Annotated in this window: 19 protein-coding genes and 1 pseudogene; 11 read left to right on the top strand and 9 right to left on the bottom strand. The window is 69.7% G+C overall.

Annotated elements, in window-relative coordinates; translation table 11 throughout:
• Positions 1-14: 14 nt before the first annotated feature.
• Positions 15-779, bottom strand: coding sequence for a heme ABC transporter permease (locus O9344_RS19040; RefSeq protein WP_298481043.1), 765 nt, complete (start codon positions 777-779; stop codon positions 15-17).
• Between the two features lie 115 nt (positions 780-894).
• The gene (locus O9344_RS19045; RefSeq protein ID WP_298481045.1) at positions 895-1,566 is read right to left on the bottom strand and encodes an outer membrane protein; all 672 of its coding nucleotides are present in this window, start codon (positions 1,564-1,566) and stop codon (positions 895-897) included.
• 538 nt (positions 1,567-2,104) lie between these two features.
• Here O9344_RS19045 and O9344_RS19050 point away from each other — a divergent pair.
• Complete coding sequence (locus tag O9344_RS19050) at positions 2,105-2,860, top strand: SDR family oxidoreductase (protein ID WP_298481047.1); 756 nt, start codon at positions 2,105-2,107, stop codon at positions 2,858-2,860.
• Positions 2,861-2,921: 61 nt separating this feature from the next.
• A complete protein-coding gene (gene uvrC, locus O9344_RS19055; RefSeq protein ID WP_298481049.1) occupies positions 2,922-4,931 on the top strand; it encodes an excinuclease ABC subunit UvrC in 2,010 nt (669 codons plus the stop codon).
• Positions 4,932-4,935: 4 nt separating this feature from the next.
• On the opposite strand, the gene O9344_RS19060 is transcribed toward uvrC, so the two are convergent.
• Together O9344_RS19060 and O9344_RS19065 are read right to left on the bottom strand one after the other, a co-directional pair.
• Positions 4,936-5,670: a 1-acyl-sn-glycerol-3-phosphate acyltransferase gene (locus O9344_RS19060; RefSeq protein ID WP_298481051.1), complete on the bottom strand. Its 735-nt coding sequence runs from the start codon at positions 5,668-5,670 to the stop codon at positions 4,936-4,938.
• A 26-nt stretch (positions 5,671-5,696) separates the two neighbouring features.
• Positions 5,697-6,434 (bottom strand): YdcF family protein, encoded by a 738-nt coding sequence (locus O9344_RS19065; RefSeq protein ID WP_298481053.1) that lies wholly within the window; start codon positions 6,432-6,434, stop codon positions 5,697-5,699.
• Positions 6,435-6,606: 172 nt separating this feature from the next.
• Here O9344_RS19065 and O9344_RS19070 point away from each other — a divergent pair, with 172 nt between their 5' ends.
• Positions 6,607-7,581, top strand: a complete 975-nt coding sequence (locus tag O9344_RS19070) for an NADPH:quinone oxidoreductase family protein (RefSeq protein ID WP_298481055.1) — start codon at positions 6,607-6,609, stop codon at positions 7,579-7,581.
• A gap of 9 nt (positions 7,582-7,590) precedes the next feature.
• Here O9344_RS19070 and O9344_RS19075 read toward each other — a convergent pair whose 3' ends face one another.
• Both O9344_RS19075 and ggt read right to left on the bottom strand, forming a co-directional pair.
• Entirely contained in the window at positions 7,591-7,968 is a 378-nt protein-coding gene (locus O9344_RS19075; RefSeq protein WP_298481056.1) for a hypothetical protein, read from the bottom strand.
• 95 nt (positions 7,969-8,063) lie between these two features.
• Positions 8,064-9,824, bottom strand: coding sequence for a gamma-glutamyltransferase (ggt, locus tag O9344_RS19080; protein WP_298481103.1), 1,761 nt, complete (start codon positions 9,822-9,824; stop codon positions 8,064-8,066).
• A 177-nt stretch (positions 9,825-10,001) separates the two neighbouring features.
• Here ggt and O9344_RS19085 point away from each other — a divergent pair, with 177 nt between their 5' ends.
• Together O9344_RS19085 and O9344_RS19090 are read left to right on the top strand one after the other, a co-directional pair.
• Positions 10,002-10,565, top strand: coding sequence for a carboxymuconolactone decarboxylase family protein (locus O9344_RS19085; protein WP_298481058.1), 564 nt, complete (start codon positions 10,002-10,004; stop codon positions 10,563-10,565).
• An 89-nt stretch (positions 10,566-10,654) separates the two neighbouring features.
• On the top strand, positions 10,655-12,049 hold the full coding sequence (locus tag O9344_RS19090) for an MFS transporter (protein ID WP_298481060.1): 1,395 nt from the start codon (positions 10,655-10,657) through the stop codon (positions 12,047-12,049).
• Positions 12,050-12,127: 78 nt separating this feature from the next.
• On the opposite strand, the pseudogene O9344_RS19095 reads toward O9344_RS19090, so the two are convergent.
• The 3 genes and pseudogenes from O9344_RS19095 to O9344_RS19105 form a co-directional block, all read right to left on the bottom strand.
• Positions 12,128-12,436, bottom strand: a pseudogene (locus tag O9344_RS19095) (heavy metal-binding domain-containing protein); the annotation flags it as partial.
• Positions 12,437-12,482: 46 nt separating this feature from the next.
• On the bottom strand, positions 12,483-14,081 hold the full coding sequence (gene purH / locus O9344_RS19100) for a bifunctional phosphoribosylaminoimidazolecarboxamide formyltransferase/IMP cyclohydrolase (protein ID WP_298481062.1): 1,599 nt from the start codon (positions 14,079-14,081) through the stop codon (positions 12,483-12,485).
• Positions 14,082-14,159: 78 nt separating this feature from the next.
• A complete protein-coding gene (locus tag O9344_RS19105; protein WP_298481063.1) occupies positions 14,160-15,842 on the bottom strand; it encodes a heparinase II/III family protein in 1,683 nt (560 codons plus the stop codon).
• Between the two features lie 183 nt (positions 15,843-16,025).
• Here O9344_RS19105 and O9344_RS19110 point away from each other — a divergent pair, with 183 nt between their 5' ends.
• The 6 genes from O9344_RS19110 to O9344_RS20135 all read left to right on the top strand — a co-directional run bounded on the left by O9344_RS19110 (position 16,026) and on the right by O9344_RS20135 (position 20,881).
• On the top strand, positions 16,026-16,838 hold the full coding sequence (locus tag O9344_RS19110; protein ID WP_298481064.1) for a DUF3108 domain-containing protein: 813 nt from the start codon (positions 16,026-16,028) through the stop codon (positions 16,836-16,838).
• A gap of 198 nt (positions 16,839-17,036) precedes the next feature.
• Complete coding sequence (locus O9344_RS19115) at positions 17,037-18,086, top strand: ABC transporter substrate-binding protein (protein ID WP_298481066.1); 1,050 nt, start codon at positions 17,037-17,039, stop codon at positions 18,084-18,086.
• A 108-nt stretch (positions 18,087-18,194) separates the two neighbouring features.
• On the top strand, positions 18,195-18,986 hold the full coding sequence (locus O9344_RS19120; RefSeq protein WP_298481068.1) for an ABC transporter ATP-binding protein: 792 nt from the start codon (positions 18,195-18,197) through the stop codon (positions 18,984-18,986).
• A gap of 84 nt (positions 18,987-19,070) precedes the next feature.
• Complete coding sequence (locus O9344_RS19125) at positions 19,071-19,877, top strand: ABC transporter permease (protein ID WP_298481104.1); 807 nt, start codon at positions 19,071-19,073, stop codon at positions 19,875-19,877.
• Positions 19,878-19,951: 74 nt separating this feature from the next.
• Complete coding sequence (locus tag O9344_RS19130) at positions 19,952-20,242, top strand: YggT family protein (protein WP_298481070.1); 291 nt, start codon at positions 19,952-19,954, stop codon at positions 20,240-20,242.
• Between the two features lie 12 nt (positions 20,243-20,254).
• Positions 20,255-20,881, top strand: coding sequence for a DUF167 family protein (locus tag O9344_RS20135; RefSeq protein WP_363321952.1), 627 nt, complete (start codon positions 20,255-20,257; stop codon positions 20,879-20,881).
• Positions 20,882-20,916: the final 35 nt, after the last annotated feature.

Below are 20,916 nucleotides of genomic sequence, written 5' to 3' on the forward strand. Positions count from 1 at the left end.
CGTGCCCATGGCGCTTACTCCCCCGGCACCGGCTGCGCGCCGGCCGGCAGGGTCTCGCGCTGCGCCGCGATCAGCTGCATGGCGCGCACGCGGCGGCGCAGGATCTCGTTGCGCATGGCGGCGAGGTGCATGACCAGGAAGAGCAGGGTGAAGGCGAGGGCCGAGACCATCAGCGGCGTCAGCAGCGAGGGATGGATGGTAGGTCCGCCGAGGCGGAACACCGAGGCGGGCTGGTGCAGCGTGTTCCACCAGTCCACCGAGAACTTGATGATCGGCAGGTTGACCGTGCCGACGAGGGTGAGAACCGCCGCGGCGCGTCCGGCCCTGCCGGGATCGTCCACCGAGCGCCAGAGCGCGATCAGTCCGAGATACATGAGGAGCAGAACGAGCTGCGAGGTCAGCCGCGCATCCCAGATCCACCAGGTGCCCCACATGGGCTTGCCCCAGAGCGAGCCCGTGGCGAGGCAGATGAAGGTGAAGGCGGCGCCGATCGGGGCCGCGGCCTTGGCGGAGACATCGGCCAGCGGATGCCGCCAGACGAGGGTGCCGAGGGACGCCGCCGCCATCACCGCATAGCAGAACAGCGACAGCCAGGCGGCCGGCACGTGGATGTACATGATCCGGACCGTATCGCCCTGCTGGTAGTCATCGGGCGAGACGAAGAAGACCTGCCAGGCCGCCACAGCAAACACGGCAACGGTCGCGGCGACGAGCCACGGCTGCACACGGGCGACGAGTGCGAGAAAGCGCGAGGGATTGGCGAGGTCAAGAAGCGCCATGCCCTTCTGATAGTGCGGGGCATGGGCCAAGGCAATGCGGCCGATCAACAGGTGGCCCGACGCAAAACGGCCCGGGGCGAGCCCGGGCCGTCTGGCATCACGCGGTTGTGCGCGGTCAGAAGCGGTAATTGACGCCGGTGCGGATCGTGTGGCTCGACAGGCCGATGCGCGGGGTGCCGGTCAGGTTGACATAGGTGGCACGGCCGAGATCGGTGTAGCGGTACTCGAGGAGCGCAGACCAGTTCGGGGCGAACTTGTACTCGCCGCCGGCGCCGAGGGTCCAGCCGGTGAGGGTGCGCGACTGGCTCACGACGGCCGGGGCCAGCTCACGGGCATTGACGGTGCCGAGGGCGAGACCACCGGTGGCGTAGATGAGCAGGTTGTCCTGGACGGCATAGCCGAGGCGGCCGCGGATCGAGCCCTGCCAGTTCTCGGTGGCGCGCACGTCAACACCCGGGCCGACGGCGACGAAGCGGCGGGAGATGCTGCCGTAGGAGATGTCGCCGGCAAGGCCGAGGACGATGCGGTTGATCTGGTAGTCGTAGCCGCCCTGCAGGCCGCCGAAGAAGCCCGAGGCGCTGCCGAGCGCGTAGCCGGCATTGTTGCGGAAGTTCGAGGAGAACCCGGCGCCGAGATGGGCACCGAGGTAGAAACCGGTCCAGACGCCGGCCGGGGCGGCCGGGACGAAGACGGTGTCGGCGACCGGCTGGCGGCGCACGAGGTCGGCCGAATAGGCCGGGGTGGCGAGCATGGCGGCAGCGGCCGCGGCCCAGACGATCTTCTTCATAATCAACTCCTGTCCCACGGACGACGGCCGGAAAGTCGAGCGGCCGCGGTCCCCGTTGCGATGCGGTGAATGATCCATAACCGCATTCGTTCGAATTTTCGCCTGTTCCTTGACCGCGTCCTTAATGGAGCGTTACCGCAGACAGACCTCACAAGCGTCGATCGACGCCTACCCCCTGTTCATTTCCATCGGTTGTTGGCTGAAATGAGGCACGACATCAAAGTCATATTTGGAAATAAGGTGTTACTTCAGCCTAAAATGAAACTTTATACTGACAAGCGTTAAAGTATTTTCTTTCGTTCGACTGTTCGACTGTGGCGCAATCGTGGCCATGCGCGGTCAACGGTCGGGCATCCCAGGTGAACCGGCCCGGAGGGGCCGGCGTAGTGCGTCACAATCACCTGAGGGGCCGGCGCTGAGTGCCGCGGAGCCTTGGGGTTACCTGCCGGGTAAGGCTCTCGCCTGCCGCGGCCGGGTGTGGCAGGACGGCATCGGTGGCGCGACAACGCGTCCGATGCGCATGACGGGAGCCTTGTTCATGAGCCATCCGGGAGCGGCGCTCGTCACCGGCGGGGCGCGACGCGTCGGCCGCGCCATCGTCGAGGCGCTGGCGGGCGCCGGCTATGCGGTGGCCATCCATGCCAATCGGTCGCGCGCCGAGGCCGAGGCCCTGGCGGCGGAGCTGACGGCCCGCGGCGCCCGTGCTGCGGTGGTCGTCGCCGACCTCGCCGAGCCCGCCGATGTGGACGGGCTCATCGCGGCGGCCGCCGCTGCCATCGGGCCCCTCACCCTGCTGGTAAACAATGCCAGCGAGTTCGAGGTCGACGAACTCGGCACCCTCACTCGCGAGGTCTGGAACCGCCAGTTCCGGGTGAACATCCAGACGCCGTCCTTCCTCGCCCAGGACTTCGCGGCCCAGGCGCCGGACGGCTCGGCCATCATCAATCTCACCGACCAGCGCGTCTTCAAGCCGACGCCGCAGTTCTATTCCTATGCCCTCACCAAGGTGGCGCTGCACGCAGCGACTGTGGCGATGGCACAGGCCTTCGCCCCCCGCATCCGCGTCAATGCCGTGGCCCCGGGCCCGAGCCTGCAGGGCCACCGCCAGGGGCCCGAGGACTTCGCCCGCCAGACGGCGGCGACCCTCACCCAGACGGGAAGCCCGCCGGTCGAGATCGCCCGCGCCGTGCTCTATCTCGCCTCGGCAACAGCCGTCACCGGCGTCACCATCCCCGTCGACGGCGGCCAGCATCTCGTCTGGCAGACGCCGGACGTCACCGGCCTGCGCGAATAGGCGGGGGCAGCGCCGCTCCTGCCAGATGTCGGCTGGCGCGATCGCCTATATATCGCTGAGGATGAGTCGCGCCGGCCGCACCAATATCGATCCAGACCTGAGGGACCCGGAAACCGTCGAGGCCGACGAGCCGGAAACCCTCGTCCTCGACCTCGCGCCGGAGGACGAGCAGGCCCCCGCCGAGGGCACGATTGCCGCCGGCATGGAGGTCATCAAGGCGGCGGTGAAACACGCGCCCAAGGGCCCCGGCGTCTATCGCATGATCGATGCGAAGGGCGAGGTCCTCTATGTCGGCAAGGCGAAGTCCATCGCCAAGCGGGTGATCTCCTATACGCGCCCGACCGGTCTCGTCAGCCGCATCGCCCGCATGGTCGCCGTCACCACGGCGATGGAATTCGTCTCGACCAAGACCGAGACCGAGGCGCTGCTGCTCGAGGCCAACCTCATCAAGCAGCTGCGGCCCCGCTTCAACGTGCTGATGCGGGACGACAAGTCCTTTCCCTACATCCTCATCACCGGCGACCACGATGCGCCGCGCATCGCCAAGCACCGGGGCGCCCGAGTCGCGAAGGGCGACTATTTTGGCCCCTTCGCCTCGGCCTGGGCGGTGGGGCGCACCATCAACGCGCTGGAGCGCGCCTTCCTCGTGCGCTCCTGCACCGATGCCGTTTTCGAGAGCCGCACCAGGCCGTGCCTCCTCTTCCAGATCAAACGCTGCGCCGGCCCCTGCACCGGCGAGGTTTCGGGCGAGGACTATGCCGCGCTGGTCAAGGAGGCGAAGCTCTTCCTCTCCGGCCGCAGCCAGGCGGTGAAGCAGCTCCTCGCCCGGCAGATGGAGGAGGCCGCCGAGGCCATGGAGTTCGAGCGCGCCGCGGTCTATCGCGACCGCCTTGCCGCGCTCTCCGCCGTCCAGGCAACGCAGGGCATCAATCCGCGCGGCGTCGAGGAGGCCGATGTCTTCGCGGCCGTGCAAGAAGGAGGTCAGACCTGCATTCAGGTCTTCTTCTTCCGCACTGGCCAGAACTGGGGCAACCGCGCCTATTACCCCAAGGCCGACCGCTCGCTGGAGGCCGCCGAGGTCCTGTCGTCCTTCGTCGCCCAGTTCTACGACGACAAGCCGCCGCCGGCGCAGGTGCTGCTGTCGCATGACATCGAGGACCAGTCAGTCCTCGCCGAGGCGCTCACCGCCCGCGCCGGCCGCAAGGTCGAGGTGGCGACGCCGAAGCGCGGCGAAAAGAAGGATCTCGTCGACCACGCGGCCCAGAACGCCCGCGAGGCGCTCGGTCGCCAGCTCGCTGAGAGCGCCTCGCAGCTGAAGCTGCTGCAGGGCCTCGCCGGCGCCTTCGGCCTTGCTGCCCCGCCGCGCCGCATCGAGGTCTATGACAACTCCCACATCATGGGCACGAATGCGGTCGGCGGCATGATCGTCGCGGGGCCGGAAGGCTTCCGCCGCCGCGACTACCGCACCTTCAACATCAAGTCGGACATCGCGCCGGGTGACGATTTCGGCATGATGCGCGAGGTTCTGGAGCGCCGCTTCAAGCGCCTCGTGAAGGATGCGCCGAAACAGGTCGAGACCGACACCGAAGCCGCGGGCGACGATCCGGAGGCGGAGTCCTCCTGGCCCGATCTTGTGGTGATCGATGGCGGCCCCGGCCAGCTGTCGGCGGCGCAGGCGATCCTCACCGATCTCGGCATCACCGACGTGCCGCTCGTCGCCATCGCCAAGGGGCGAGACCGCGAGGCCGGCCGCGAGACCTTCCACATGCCGGGCCGCGACCCGTTCCGCCTGGAGCCGCGCGATCCCGTCCTCTACTTCGTCCAGCGCCTGCGCGACGAGGCTCACCGCTTCGCCATCGGCACCCATCGCGGCCGTCGCAAGAAGGACATCCGCTCGGCCGGGCTCGCCGAGATCGGCGGCATTGGACCTGCCCGCAAGCGCGCGCTGCTCAACCATTTCGGAACGCTCAAGGCCATCGAGCGGGCAAGCCTCGACGACCTCCAGCGCGCGCCGGGCATCAATGCCGCGACGGCGCAGGCGGTCTACAACTTCTTCCACCCGCAGGGGTGATGGCTCACTCGCCCTCGCCGCGCGCACGCGATTCGGCGATCAGCCGGTTCGTCGCCGCCTCGATGTCGGCCTCGAGCTTCGCGGAGAACTCCGCCGGCGGCAGGCCGGGCGGGATCGGGTCGAGAAACTCCACCAGCACCGTACCGGGTCGGCGGGTGAAGGCCTTGCGGCTCCAGAACATGCCGGAATTGAGCGCCACCGGCTGGCAGGGCAGGCCGAGCGCCCGGTAGAGATGGGTCACGCCGAACTTGTAGTCGGGCGGCGCGTCGACAGCCCGGCGCGTGCCCTCGGGAAAGATCATCACCTGTCGGCCGATCGCCGCGGCGCGCTTGGCGCCCACCGTGATGGAGGCGAGCGCCTCGCCCTTGCGGCCGCGGTCCACCGGAATCTGCTTCGCCTTCCAGATGAGCCAGCCGAACAGCGGCACATAGGCGAGCTGGCGCTTGTAGACATAGGCCGGGCGCCGGAACGGAAGGAAGAAGGCGAAGGTCTCCCAGGCCGACTGGTGCTTCGCCGCAACCAGGATCGGTCCGTCCGGAATCTTCTCCATGCCACGCCATTCGACCTTGAGGCCGCAGATCACCCGGAGCGCCCAGAGATTGCCGCGGCCCCAGACCAGGCCGATAAAGAGAATGGGCCTGTCGCTCGGCCAGGCGAGCGCCGGGAGGATGATGATCATCAGGAACAACGTCCAGAGATAGAAGAAGACGTTGAACAGGAGGGAACGCAGGTGGAGCATCGGGCGGGTCCTCGCCGCCCGGTGGATCAGCTCCGGGCGGTGCGCAGTCTCTGCTGCGCGGGGTCGGCTGTGGCGCGGTCGAGGCGGAGCCCGACCGCGGCCATCAGGTATTTGGCATATTCGAAGCCGAGAATCTTCACGCTCGCCGCGTCTTTCCACCAGCCGTCCGGGTGGAGCACCCCGGTCTGCACGGGGAAGGCCACCAGCCGGACCCCCGGCATGAGCTGCTGCAGCTCCAGCATGGTGCGCGGCATGTGATAGCCGGAGGTCACCACGAGCAGCGAGCGGAAGGCGTGGAGCCGCACCCATTTCGCCGTCTCGATGGCATTGCCGCGGGTGTTGAGCGCCCGGTGGTCGAGATCGATGCAGCAGCCGAGGAAGGCGGTCGCGGCCGGCACCGCGCGGGAGAGTTCGCGCTCACCGACCATGGGATTGACGCCGCTGATGAGGAGCCGCCGGCCATGGCCGGTGCCGAGCAGCGTCACCGCGTCGCTGACTCGCGAGGCGCCGCCGGTCAGCGCCACGATGGCCTCGGTGCGCGGGCTCGACGGGTCATAGGGGCGGGTGGCGCTCTCGGCGAAGGCGATGAAGCCACCGAGGAGGCCGGCGGCGAGAGAGGCGGCAATCGCGGGCAACAGGAAGCGCGGGCGCAGGAGGCGACGCAGCGCCGGGACCCGGCCGGAGCGATCATCCGCCCGGGGAGCACCCGTCTCGGGGCCGGGCAGGTTCCGGCCTGTCGCGCTGTCCATGCGCAGGGTCGTCATGGAAAAGATCATAGCGCCGAATGCGGCAATCCAAAGTCCCCTTCGTGATGGCCTGCCACGCTTCCTGCCGAAGGCTTAAGCGTGTCTTTCGCAGCCCGCTGCCTCCCCCTTCGGCCGGATTGACTTGGCCGACGGCCCGCCGAAGTCTGGCGGCCCGATCCGGAGACCCCCGATGCGCGCCGTCCTGTGCAAGGCCTATGGCCCCCCCGAGAGCCTCGTCGTCGAGGAGCTGCCCGATCCGGTGCCCGGCCCCGGCGAGGCCGTCGTCGCCGTCACGGCCGTGGGCCTCAACTTCTTCGACAACCTGATCATCAAGAACATGTACCAGGTGAAGCCCGAGCTGCCCTTCTCGCCGGGCTCGGAATTCGCCGGCCGGATCGCCGCTCTCGGCGAAGGTGTCACCGGCCTCAAGGTCGGCGACCGTGTCCTCGGCAACGTGCCGCATGGCGCCGCCCGCACCCATGTCGTGGCGAAGGCCAAGACCCTCGCCCCCATTCCCGACGGCCTCTCCGACGAGCAGGCGGCCGGCATGATCATCACCTATGGCACGACGATCCACGCGCTGAAGGACCGCGCCCAGCTGAAGCCCGGCGAGACGCTGGCCGTCCTCGGCGCGGCCGGCGGCGTCGGCCTCGCGGCGATCGAGCTCGGCAAGGCCATGGGCGCGAGGGTCATCGCCTGCGCCTCCTCCGACGACAAGCTCGCCTTCTGCCGCGAGCATGGCGCCGACGAGGTGCTGAACTACGCCACCCACGATCTCAAGGAAGGCCTGCGCGCCCTGACCGGCGGCAAGGGGCCGGACGTCATCTATGACCCCGTGGGCGACAAGCTCGCCGAGCCGGCCCTGCGCGCCATTGCCTGGGAGGGCCGCTTCCTCGTCATCGGCTTCGCCGGCGGCGAGATCCCGAAGATCCCGCTGAACCTCACCCTGCTGAAGGGCTGCGACATCCGCGGCGTGTTCTGGGGCGCCTTCGCCCAGAAGGAGCCGGAGAAGAACCGGCAGAACCTCATCCAGGTGGCGAAATGGACGGCGGAGGGCAAGCTGTCCCTCCATGTCCACGGCACCTATCCGCTGGAGAAGATCGCCGAGGCTCTGAATGTGCTGACCAGCCGCCAGGCCCGCGGCAAGGTCATCCTCAAGCCCTGAGCGGCCGGATCAGACGGCGTCCGCCACGAGGACGGGCGCGCGGCTGACGAGGTCGGCCTCGACCGCGGCGCGGGCCTCGGCGCTCTCGGCGATGAGGTGGACGTGGACCTCCTCGGCCCGCTTCATCTGGGCGAGGCGGGCGAGCGCTGCCGGGGAAGCCGGCGAGCGCCCGGCCCAAAGCGCCACGCGCGTGCCGTCCGCCTCGCGACGGGCGAGCACCACGATGGCGCCGGGATAGGCCGGCGGCGCAGCGACATCATGAACGGTGACGAGGTAGCGGCGCCCGGAGGCGCCGCGCCAGGCGTGGAAGCGGGAGGCGAGCCCGGCCGCGGCGAGGGCGGCGGGCGTGCCGGCGTCGAAAGCATGGATCATCTGGCGGTTCGTCATGAGAACATAATGCGAACAGACCGGCGTCACGGTCAAGCGCGGAGTGATGCCCAGCGGCCCTCCTGCTGCCAGCGTTCTGGCAGGAGCCTTCGTCCTCAGTGTCCCGCGGCGAGCGTTCCCCGTTGCCGGCTGTCGGATGCCGCGGCCCAGCCGCCCGGCACGGCCAGGATGGCGTTGACATTGCCGAAGGCCGGTCGCGGCGTAATCTGGTGGCCGCGGGCGGCCAGCAGCCGCAGCGTATCGACCGAAATCCCCTGCTCGACGTCGATGGCGTCCGGCATCCACTGGTGATGGATGCGCGGAGCCGCCACCGCCTCGGCGATGTTCATGCCGTGGTCGACCACGTTGAGGATGGTCTGCAGCGTGATGGTGATGATGCGGCTCCCCCCCGGCGAGCCCGTCACCATCGCCACCTTGCCATCGCGGAACAGGATGGTCGGCGTCATCGACGAGAGCGGCCGCTTGCCCGGCCCCGGCAGGTTGGCCGCGCCCTGGACCAGGCCGAAGGCGTTCACCGCCCCGGCCTTGGCGGCAAAATCGTCCATCTCGTTGTTGAGGAGGATGCCGGTGCCCTCGGCGACGAGGCCGAGGCCGTAGGAGAAGTTCAGCGTGTAGGTGTTGGAGACCGCATTGCCGAAGCGGTCGACCACCGAGAAATGCGTGGTCTGCTCGCCCTCATGCGGTGCCGGGTCGCCGGCGCGGATAGCTGTGGAGGGCCGCGCACGCTCGGGATCGATGAGAGCGCGAAGCGTCGTCGCATAGGCCTTGGAGGTCAGGCCGCGCACGGGGATGCGGACGCTGTCGGGGTCGCCGAGAAACTGCGCCCGGTCGGCATAGGCAAGCTTCATCGCCTCCACCATCCAGTGGATCGTCTCGGCGCTGTTCTGGCCCCTGGCGCCGAGGTCGAGCGGCTCGAGCATGTTGAGCATCTGCACCAGATGGACGCCGCCTGAGGAGGGCGGCGGCATGGAGGCGAGTGTCCAGCCCTTGTAGGAGCCGCGCACCACCTCGCGGATGACCGGCCGGTAGCTGCGAAAATCCTCCGTCGTCATGATGCCGCCGTGCTGGGCGAGCGCCGCGACGATGCGGGCCGCCGTCGCGCTCTCGTAGAAGCCGGCCGGGCCCTGCTGGGCGATTGCCTCCAGCGAGCGGGCGAGATCCTCCTGCACCAGCCGCTCGCCGGGCGCGGGCGCCGAACCATCGGCCTTCAGGAAGATGCGCCGCGAGGAGGGGAAGCGGCCGAGCCGCGCCGCGGCGCGCGGCAGGGAATCGGCGAGGTCCTCGTCGACGACGATGCCGTCGCGGGCGAGGCGGATGGCCGGGGCGATGAGTTCGGCGAGCGAGAAGCGGCCGGAGCCCCAACGCCGGTGCGCCTCGGCGAGGCCTGCCACCGTGCCGGGCACGCCGGCGGCCAGCCCCGAATCGCGGGAGAGGCGCGGGTCCGGTTCGCCATTGGGGCCGAGGAACATGGTCGGTGTCGCGGCGGCGGGCGCCGTCTCGCGATAGTCGATGGCAACCGTCTCGCCCCGCTCGGCGAGATGGACCAGCATGAAGCCGCCGCCGCCGAGATTGCCGGCGCGCGGCAGCGTCACCGCCAGGGCGAAGCCCACCGCCACCGCCGCATCAACCGCATTGCCGCCCTGGCGGAGCACCTCGACCCCGACGCGCGTCGCCCGCGCCTCCTGGCTCGCCACCATGCCGTTGGCGGCCGTCGCGGGATGGACGCGCGCGCCCTCGGAGATGATGGGCCAGCCCTGCGCAGCAGAGGGAGAGGCCTGCGCGGCGGCGGGAGGCGGCGTCTGTGCCGTCGCGGGCTGAATGGCGAGGGCGGCGACCACCGCCACCATCCGGAACATCTGTCGCATGACCCCTCTCATCGGACACTGCGGGTCCTTCGCGTCCCGCATTCCCGTCCCCCTTGTCGCCCCCTTGGCAAGGGCTGGCGGAACCTCATGATGCGACGGCTCGTGCGAACGAGTCGACCATGTCCGGGCGTCCCCCGGCCCCCCGCAACCCTGCCGAGAAGAACCCTCATGGCTGCCCCGGATCGCCTGCCGCCCATCCCGCCCGCCGATTACACGCCGGACCAGGAGGCTGCCGCCGCCGATTTCCGCCGCCGCCGCGGCGTCGAGCCCTTCGGCCCCTATGCGCCGCTGATGCGCTCGCCCAAGGTGATGATCGATGTCGAGGCCCTCGGCCGCCGCCTGCGCTATGGTTCCTGCCTGCCGGAGGATCTGAAGGAGCTCGCCATCTGCCAGGTGGCGCGGTCCTATTCGCAGCAGTTCGAATGGTCGGTCCACGCCATGGAGGCGGAGAAGGCCGGCGTGTCGAAGGCCATCCTCGCCGCCATCGCCGAGGGCCGCCGCCCCGACGCCATGAGCGAGGACGAGACGCTGATCCACGATGCGGTGGCCGAACTCATCACGACGAAGCGCTGGTCGGATACAACCTATGCCCGCATCGTCGCCCGCCACGGCGAACAGGGGGCGGTGGAGATCCCGACCCTCGTCGGCATCTATTCCCTGCTCGCCCTCGTACTGAACGTCGGCCGCACGCCGGCCGACGGCGCCGAGGGCCTCGCCCGCTGGCCCGAATAACAGTGCATCGCCGTCGCGGGGGCGGCTCTGATCCCCCCGCGCCTGCCGTCTCCGCCCCGGCGGAGGCGGTCCCCTGAAGGTTCCCGCCAATGCTCCCCCCGGTCCCCACCTCCGACATGGCGCCGCGCCAGGCCGCGCCGCGCTCGGCTGTCGCCGGCTGGGTGCTGTTCGACTGGGCGGCGCAGCCCTATTTCACCCTCATCAACACCTTCGTCTATGCGCCCTTCTTCGCCAGCGCCGTGGCCGCGAATCCGGTCGAGGGCCAGGCGATGTGGGGCTTCGCGACGAGCGCCGCTGGCGTCGCCATCGCGGTGCTCTCGCCGGTCCTCGGCGCCATTGCCGACGCCTCCGGCCGGCGCAAGCCCTGGATCGCCGCCTTCGGCCTGCTGCTGGTGATCGGCGCGAGCCTGCTCTGGCTGGGAAAGCCCGGTGCGCCGGAAACGGTGGCCATCGTCCTCGTCGCGTTCATCATCGCCACGATCGGCGCCGAATTCGCCACCGTCTTCAACAATTCGATGATGCCCTCGCTGGTGCCGCCGGAGCGCATCGGCCGGCTCTCCGGCCTCGGCTGGGCAGTGGGCTATGTCGGCGGCATGGTCTCGCTGATCTTCATGCTCGGCTTCCTCGTGGCGAGCCCCGAGACCGGCCGCACCCTGATCGGCTTCTCCCCGCTCTTCGGGCTCGATGCAGGGGCGCGCGAGGGCGACCGCGCCGCAGGTCCGCTCACAGCCCTCTGGTTCATTGTTTTCGTCATCCCGCTCTTCCTCTTCACCCCCGACGCGCCGGCCCGCATGGGCATGGCGGCGGCGGTGAAGGCGGGCTGCACGGGGCTGAAGGCGACCCTTACCGAGGTCCATCGCCACCGCAACGTCATGACCTTCCTCATCGCCAACATGATCTACATGGACGGCCTCGTGGCGCTTTTCGCCCTCGGCGGCATCTATGCGGCCGGCGTCTTCGGCTGGACCACCATCGAGATCGGCCTTTTCGGCATCCTGCTCACCATCACCGGCACGGCCGGTGCGCTGATCGGCGGTCGGCTCGACGACACGCTCGGCTCGAAGCCGGTCATTCTCGGCTCCATCGCCGTGCTGACCTTTTCGGTGGTGACGATCCTGCTCATTGGCCGCGACCACCTGCTCTTCATCTTCGCGACGACGCCTCCCGCCCCCGGTGACGGGCTCTTCGCCACCGCGCCGGAGCAGGTCTATCTGGTGCTCGGTGGACTGATCGGCGCTGCGGCCGGGCCGTTGCAGGCGGCCTCGCGGTCGCTGCTGGTGCGCCTCGCACCGCAAGACAAGATCGGCCAGTTCTTCGGGCTCTTCGCGCTGTCGGGCAAGGTCACGGCCTTCGTCGGCCCGTTCCTCGCGAGCGTCGTCACCCTGGCCCTGAACGACCAGCGCGCCGGGCTCGGCGTGCTGGCCTTCATGTTCCTGATCGGCGCGACGATCCTGTCCTTCGTGCGGACCAGGGCGCCGGCCTGACGCTCAGCGCTGGCCCCAGGGCGGCACCGAGCCGCCATAGCCGGCAGGCGACGGGGCCGGCTGGCCGAGCGCCATCTCCACGGTCACCGCCGTGCCGGACGCCGAGACCATCAGCATGGACTTGCCAAGGGTCTCGTAGTCGATGTCGATGCCGACAATGGCATTGGCGCCGAGCCGCTGCGCCTCCGACATCATTTCCTGGAAGGCCGTGTTGCGCGCATCCCGCAGCACGGTCTCATAGGACCCCGCCCGGCCGCCGACGATGTCGCGGATCGAGGCGAAGAAGTCGCGGAAAATGTTCGCACCGAGGATCACCTCGCCGGTGACGATGCCGTTGTAGCGGATGATCCGGCCGCCCTCTAGGGTCGGGGTCGTGGAAAGCAGCATCTGAAGGGGTCTCCGAGTCGCCCGTGGAGAATGTAGGCATTCCCCCTCAGTGCCGGAAGTGGCGAACCCCGGTGAAGACCATGGCGAGGCCGGCGGCATCCGCCGCGTCGATGACCTCCTGGTCGCGCATCGAGCCGCCCGGCTGGATCACCGCCGTGGCGCCCGCCTCGACGGCGGCCAGCAGGCCGTCGGCGAAGGGGAAGAAGGCATCCGAGGCCACCACCGAGCCCTTGGTCAGCGGCACGGCCCAGCCGCCGGCCTCCGCCGCGTCCTGCGCCTTGCGGGCAGCGATCCGGGCGGAATCGACGCGGCTCATCTGGCCGGCGCCGATGCCCACGGTCGCGCCGTCCTTGGCATAGACGATGGTGTTGGACTTCACGTGCTTGGCGACGCGGAAGGCGAAGCGCAGGTCGGTGAGCTCCTGCGCGGTCGGGGCGCGCTTGGTCACGACCTTGAGGTCCATGGCGTCAACCACGGCATTGTCGCGCGACTGCACGAGCAGGCCGCCGGCGACACTCTTGACGATGACGCCCGGCGCCTTCGGGTCCGGCAGGCCGCCAGCGATGAGCAGGCGCAGGTTCTTCTTCGCCGCGACGATGGCCTTGGCCTCCTCGGTGGCGTCGGGGGCGATGATCACCTCGGTGAAGATCTCGACGATCTTGCGGGCGGCTTCCGCGTCGAGCGTGCGGTTCAGCGCGACGATGCCGCCGAAGGCCGAGACGGGATCGCAGGCGAGCGCCTTCTCATAGGCTGCCAGCAGATCCGGCCCCTCGGCGACGCCGCACGGGTTGGCGTGCTTGATGATGGCCACCGCCGCGCTGCGGGCGGGATCGAACTCGCCGACCAGCTCATAGGCCGCATCGGTGTCGTTGAGGTTGTTGTAGGAGAGCTCCTTGCCCTGGAGCTGGCGGATCGTGGCGACGCCCGGCCGGGGGTTGGCCCCCTGCGCCGTCTTGTAGAACGCCGCCCACTGGTGCGGGTTCTCGCCATAGCGCAGCGATTGGGCGAGCGTGCCACCGAAGGCGCGCGAGGGCGTTGCGGTTTCGCCAAGCTGCTCGAAGAGCCAGGTGGAGATCGCCGCATCATAGGCCGCGGTGCGGGCATAGGCCTTGGCGGCAAGGCGGCGGCGCAGGTCGAGCGTCGTCGCGCCGCCATGGGCGCGCATGGCCTCCAGCACCGGCGCATAGTCGGCGCCGTCCACCACCACGGTCACGGCGTCGTGGTTCTTGGACGCCGCGCGGATCATGGCGGGGCCGCCGATGTCGATATTCTCGATCGTGTCCTCCCACGAGGCGCCGCGGGCAATCGTCGCCTCGAAGGGGTAGAGATTCACCACCAGAAGGTCGATCGGCAGGATGCCGTGGGCCTTCGCCGCGCCCTCGTGCTCTTCATTGCCGCGAATGGCGAGCAGGCCGCCATGCACCTTCGGGTGCAGCGTCTTCACCCGGCCGTCCATCATCTCAGGGAAGCCGGTGAGCTCGGCCACCTCGGTCACCGCGAGGCCAGAATCCTTCAGCGTCTTGTAGGTGCCACCGGTGGAGACGAGCGCCACGCCGAGATCGGCGAGGGAGCGGGCGAAATCGACGATCCCCGTCTTGTCCGACACGGAGAGGAGGGCACGGGAAACGGGACGGTCGGTCGACAAGGCGATGGCTCCGGCAGCGGCGGGGGATGCCGCGCGCTCTAGCACGGTCAAGGCCGCGCCGAAACCGTGTTTGCACCCTCACCCGAGCGGCAATTCCGGTTCGGGGAGCGGCTCGGTGCGCTTGTGCGGCCGCTCGAGCTTCTGGAAGGCCCAGGCGACGGCCGGCACGGCCGCCGAGGAGGCGACGGCGACGACGATCTGCTGCGCCCGACGCGGGCCTTCGGCCTGGGCGAGGGCGACGCTCTCCTCGATGGCGACCGGCTGGTTGGCGACAAAACGCCAGCCATCGCCGCCCGGCAGGCGCAGCAGCGCCGCCTGGGGATGCTCGGTCGGGATGACCTCCACGGCCGGATGGAGATGGAAGCGCAGCACATAGGGCTGGTCGGCGCCCTCGATGCGGTCCTCGCCGGCAAGGCGGTCGCCGGTCGCGGCGAGGTCCAGCCGACGGGCATGGATGACGCCGAGGCGCCCGCGATAGCCGTCATGGCGCGCGGTGAGCGTCTGGCCGCGTCGCTCGCGCGTCACCGGACCCGGACCCGACAGGACGAGGCCCTCCGACCAGATGCCGGAGCCGATCCTGAGCATGGAGCGGTTGGCGACGGAGACGGTGGAATGCGCCGCCGTCTTGCGCGCATCCATCCGCCAGGTGGCCTTCAGGATGGGCGGCACGCCGCAATTGACGACGATGAGATCGCGGCCGGCGGAGAACTCGAAGGACAGGCAACCGGCATGGGCCTCGCCGCTGTAGCGCGCTGGCGGCGGCGCGCCGGCATCGACCAGCACGATGGCGGGTCCCGCCTCCAGCCGCTCATAGCCGCCATGGCCGGCCGAGAGCGGGGCCGTGCCGCGCGTATCGTCATAGACGAGGGCGGTCGCCACCTGATCGATGGCGGTCGGGCCCATGCCGTTGAACCGCGCGAGCGTGCCGTCGCCGAGCTGGAAGAAGCGGATCATCGGCATCATCCGGTCGACCGCCGTGACAATGGCCGCGGGCGGCGTGGCATTGCGGGCCGGGAAAAGCTGGCGCAGCGGCAGGAGGTCGAGGATCAGCCCGACGATGATGCCGGGATGGCGGCTGACATGGCAGCCGTCTGGCAGGATCTGCGTCTGGAGCTCCTCCCCGAGCAGGCGCGAGGCCCGGGCGAGGAGCTTTTCCTCGCCGCTCATGCAGAGCGCGGCGGTGACAAGGGCGATCAGCACCGCAAGGCGGTCCTTGCCCGGCGGAACGCGCGGCAACCGCGCCTCGAGGTCGCGCACCTGCCGCCAGAGCGACCGGCTGAAGCGACGGTAGAAGGCCTGGTCGGCATCGGTGAGGAGCAGGCCGGAGGCACCGATGAAGGCGCGGATCCGTTCGGCCGCCACCGTGTCCGCCCGCCCGGCCGGATGCTGGCGCCCCTCTGCCGCGATCCAGGTGAGGACGAGGCGTCGCCCCGCTTCCGCCGCCTCGGGCGTTCCGGCGGCGCGCAGGTGCCGCAGCCAGGAGAAGGTGGCGAGGGACTCGGCCCAGTCCTCGCTCGGCGGCGTCACGCCGAAGGGATCGGCCGCCTCCACCGTGCGGCCGGCAAAGGTGAAGATGCCGGCGGCGAGCTCATCGGCGCGAACGGGATCGGTGGTGCGCAGGTCCTGCGGCACGAGGATGACGGCCGGCGCCCGGCTGGCGCCGAGGCTGACGCGCAGGCGGCCGGGCCAGGTGAGCAGGCTCGCGGCCGCGCGCCGGCCAGCCGCAAAGCCGAGCCCGACGGCGATCCGCCGTTCCCTCATCCACCGCCGCCAGGCCCCGCTCAATCCCTCACGCCCCCGGTCATTGCCCTCGGGCCGCATCCCTCACCGGGCCCGTTACGACCATCAAGCCACAGCCGGATTTCCAAGCCATTAACCATTTCCGGGTTTGATGCAGATCGTGCTGGCCGGCCCGTCCGACCAGTGGTTCTGGAGTTTGTGCCCGTGTCCCGATCGACCCTGCCCGTCGCAGCCGCGCTCGCCGGCCTGATCGCCCTGCCGGCCGCGGCCGAGGAGCGGGTCTCCGGCCGCTACGAGATCCTCATCGGCGGCCTACAGGTCGGCGTCGCCGGTTTCGAGGGCCGCCTGTCCGACGAGGCCTACCAGGCCTCGGTCTCGCTGCGCCTGTCCGGCGTCTCCCGCGTCATCGCCTCGGGCCGCGGGGCGGCCTCCGCCTCGGGCCGCATCGCCAGCGGCCGCGCCGTGCCTGCCGCCTACCAGCTGAACCTCACCACCACCCAGCAGAACGACGCGATCCGCATGGCCATGGCCGGCGGTTCCGTGCGCTCCCATTCGGCCGAGCCGCAGCGTCCCGACGCGCCCGACCAGGTGCCGCTCACCGCCGCCCATCGCCAGGGCGTGCTTGACCCGCTCTCGGCCGGCTTCTTCTTCGTTCCCGGCTCCGGCCCGCTGGTCTCGGCCGAGGCCTGTGCCAAGACCTTCCCGGTCTTCGACGGCCGCCAGCGCTACGACCTCTCCTTCTCCTATGCCCGCACCGAACCGCTGAAGGTCGCGGGCTATGACGGTCCCGCCGTCGTCTGCAACGCCCGCTACCGGCCGATCGCCGGCCACCGGCCCGCGGTCACCGCGCCGATGGAGGCGAACCGCGACATGCAGATCTGGCTGGCCCCGGTCGCCGGCACCCGCGCCCTCGTCCCCGCTCGCATCGCCATCCGCACGCCGGTGGGCATGGCGCAGATCGAGCCGACCCGCCTCGACCTCGGCGCCCCGGCCACCACGGCCTCGGTCCGCGAGTAAACGGCCCAGGCCTTCAGCAAACTGCACATTTGTTGCGCAGAATTGTCGCGGGGCGACAGATTCAGGTTGCCGTCCCTTGCGGCATGGTCTTTGCTGCCCAGGCAGTGAGACGGTGTCCGGCCAGGTGTGGCCGGGAACACCTCGGCCACGCCGCCGGCTCAGGCCCCGACAACCCGCGACCGCCCAGAAGGCCCGTCCATGACCGAGTTCCGCTTTCGTCCGACCCGCCGCGACACCCTGAAGCTCGCCGGCGCCGCCTCCCTTGCCTCGCTGTTCGCCCCCGCCGTCCACGCCCAGGCCACGACCAATGTGCGCTTCACGCTGGACTGGCGCTTCGAGGGTCCCTCGGCGCTGTTCCTCACCGCGCTGGAGAAGGGTCATTTCCGGGCCGAGGGCCTGAACGTCACCATCGACGCCGCCTCCGGCTCGCGCGAGGGCGTCACCCGCGTCGCCTCGGGCACCTATGACATCGGCTTCGGCGACATCAACTCGATGATCCGCTTCCGCGACGAGAACCCGACGGTCGACCTCAAGGCGAACATGATCGTCTATGACCGCCCGCCCTTCGCCATCGTCGGCCGCAAGTCGCGTGGCATCACCACCGACGTGAAGAGCCTCGAGGGCAAGAAGTTCGGCGCCCCGGCCCCTGATGCCGCCTATGCGCAGTGGCCGATCTTCAAGGCGGTGAACAAGCTCGACGATTCCAAGATGCGCTTTGAGAATGTCGGCTTCCCCGTCCGCGAGCCCATGCTGGCCTCGGGCGAGGTGGACGCGATCTTCGGCTTTGCCAATTCCTCCTTCATCAACCTCAAGTCGCGCGGCGTGCCGGAGAACGACATCGTCGTGCTGCACATGTACGACTACGGCGTCGAGCTCTATGGCAACGCCATCATGGCGAGCCCCGGCTTCCTCGCCGCCAACCGCGGCGCGGTGGCGGCCTTCAACCGCGGCCTCGTCAAGGGCATCCGCGAGTGCATCGCCGACCAGGGCGCCGGCGCCCGGCTGGTCGTCGCCCGCAACGACGTCGCCCGCCTCGAGACCGAGACCGAGCGGCTGAAGATGACCATCGACAATTATGTGCTGTCGCCCTGGGTCAAGGCCAACGGCATCGGCGGCATCGACCCGGCTCGCATGGCCACCGCCATCGACCAGATCGGCCTGACCTTCACCTTCAAGAACAAGCCGAAGGTCGAGGACGTCTTCATCACCGACCTGCTGCCCGCCGCTGCCGACCGCAAGGTGGCCTGAGGCTTGCTACGCCTTTGAGTTGCGGGGGCGCTCGCGCCCCCGTTCCCTCCCCATGCGGCAGCGTTGGTAACAAGACACCGCGAGGCCCTGTTCGAGAGACGAAAGCCCTTGCGTCCCTTCGTCGAACTGACCGGCGTCAGCCACACCTACGCCACCGGCGGCACCCTCGCCGTCGACGGCCTCGACATCCGGGTCAACGAGGGCGAGTTCGCCGCGGTGGTCGGGCCTTCGGGCTGCGGCAAGTCCACGCTGATGAAGCTCGCCACAGGCCTGCAGTTCCCGCAGTCCGGCGCCGTCGTTGTCGACGGCCAGGAGGTGCGCGCGCCCGTCAAGATCGCCGGCATGGCCTTCCAGGCGCCGACGCTGCTGCCCTGGCGCACCACGCTCGAGAATCTCATGCTGCCGCTTGAGATCGTCGAGCCGCACCGCTCGCGGCTGCGCCGCCACAAGGCCGAATATGTCGCCAAGGCCGAGGCGCTGCTCGAATCCGTCGGCCTCAAGGGCGCCGGATCGAAGTTCCCCTGGCAGCTCTCCGGCGGCATGCAGCAGCGCTCCTCGCTCTGCCGCGCCCTCATCCACGAGCCGAAGCTGCTCATGCTGGACGAGCCCTTCGGCGCGCTCGATGCCTTCACCCGCGAGGAGCTGTGGTGCGTCATCCGCGACCTCCACGCCCGCATGGCCGGCACGCTGACGGTGATCCTCGTCACCCACGACCTGCGCGAGGCCGTCTTCCTCGCCGACCGCATCTTCTGCATGTCGGCCCGCCCGGGGAAGATCATCGCCGAGAGGGAAGTGACCTTCCCCCGCCCCCGCGACCTCGAGATCACCTACACCTCGGAATTCTCCGACATCGTCCACGACCTGCGCGGCCGTATCGCCGAAGCCCGGACCGCCGCCTGAGGATCGACCATGGACGCGCTTGCCGACTTCCTGCTCCTCAACTGGCCGACAGCCCTCGTCATCGGCTGCGTCGCCTATGTGGCCATGCTGCTCTACAAGGTGATCGGCGCCTCGGCGCTTGACCGCACCAAGCTCGGGCTGCAGCTCGCCCCGCTGCTCTGCACGGTGGGTACGTTCCTCGCCTGGGAGCTGCTCTGCAAGGCGTTTGCGGTCTCCACCTTCGTGCTGCCGGCCCCCAGCGACATTGCCGTCGCCATCTGGCAGTTCCGCCGGCAGATCGGCTTCCATTCCTTCCACACCGCCTGGATGACGCTGGCCGGCTTCGGCCTCGCCGTCGCGGTCGGCATTGCCCTCGGCCTCGTCCTCGGCGCCAGCCGCTTCTTCTATGCCGGTTTCTATCCGCTCCTCGTGGGCTTCAACTCGATCCCGAAGGTCGCGGTGGTGCCGATCCTCGTCATCTGGTTCGGCGTCGGCTGGCTGCCGGCGGTGCTCACCGCCTTCATGATCTCGTTCTTCCCCATCGTGGTGAACGTCGCCACCGGCCTCGCCACCATCGAGCCGGAGACCGAGGACGTGCTGAAGGCGCTCGGCGCCTCCAAGCTGCAGATCATGACCAAGGTCGGCATTCCCCGGTCGCTGCCCTATTTCTTCGGTTCGCTGAAGGTCGCCATCACGCTGGCCTATGTCGGCTCGGTCATCGCCGAGTACAACGCCTCGCGCTATGGCATCGGCAACCTCATGGCCCGCGCCTCCGCCGACTTCAACGTGCCGCTGCTCTTCGCCGCGCTGATCGCCCTCGCGATCCTCGGTGTCGCCATGTACATGGCCACCGTCTGGCTGGAGAACCGCATGACCGGCTGGGCGCAGCGCTCCTCCTTCGCGGCCGGCTGACGCGGCCGGCTTGCCCCGGAGGTCCGAAGCCCCCATAAATCGGGTCCGGACTTCCCTCCCCCTATGGCGGATCCATGAAAGCGGTCATCGACATCATCATCATCGCCCTCAACCTCTATTGGTGGGTGATCATCATCTCGGCGGTGCTCACCTGGCTCATCGCCTTCAACGTCGTGAACTACCGCAACCAGATCGTCGCGCAGATCGACACCACCCTGCGGGCGCTGACCGAGCCGGTCCTCGCGCCGATACGGCGGCGCATGCCCAATCTCGGCGCCGTCGACATCTCCCCGATCATCCTCCTGCTCGGCATCATCTTCATCCAGATGCTGCTCAGCTACTACGTCCGCCCCTACGTCTTCTGAGGACCTGAGGGGATGGACAGCGCGCCCTACCGCATCGTCGACGGCCGTGTCCTCGTCGACGTGCGCCTGACCCCGCGCGGCGGCCGCGACGCCGTGGAAGGCGCCGAGCGCCTTGCCGACGGCCGCGCCGTGCTGAAGGCGCGGGTGCGCGCGGTCCCCGAGGACGGCAAGGCCAATGCGGCGCTGGAAGCCCTGCTGGCCGGCACCCTCGGGCTCGCCCGCTCCGAGGTCGCGGTGGTGCAGGGCAAGACGGCCCGTCTGAAGACCGTCCGCCTCGGCGGCGACACCGCCACCATCACTGCCGGCCTCGGCAAGCTCGCCGCAACCCTGCTGCTGGCGGTTCTCCTCATCGGCGGCCTCGGTGCCGGCCCGGCCGCCGCGCAGTTCGCCATCCGCGGCGACCTCTGCTCCGACGCCAATGTCATCCTGCGCTCGCGCGCCGCAGTGGAGCGCGCCGGCCTGCAATCGCAGGACCGCGCCCGCCTCGTGCGCACGCTGCGTGCTGCCCAGTCGCTCGCCCGCGACGGCTGCCCCACCCGCGATCCCTGGCTGCTGCGCCGCGCCACCGGCATGGTCAATGCCGTGAACCGCGAGGTGCGCCTGCCGCCCATCGACCTGCCGGGCGCCGCGCGCCCCTGATGCAGGCCCGCCCCCCCGAGGGATCGGGTGGTTCT

The sequence above is a fragment of the Phreatobacter sp. genome, from assembly GCF_027532945.1.
In the GTDB taxonomy this organism is placed as follows: domain Bacteria; phylum Pseudomonadota; class Alphaproteobacteria; order Rhizobiales; family Phreatobacteraceae; genus Phreatobacter.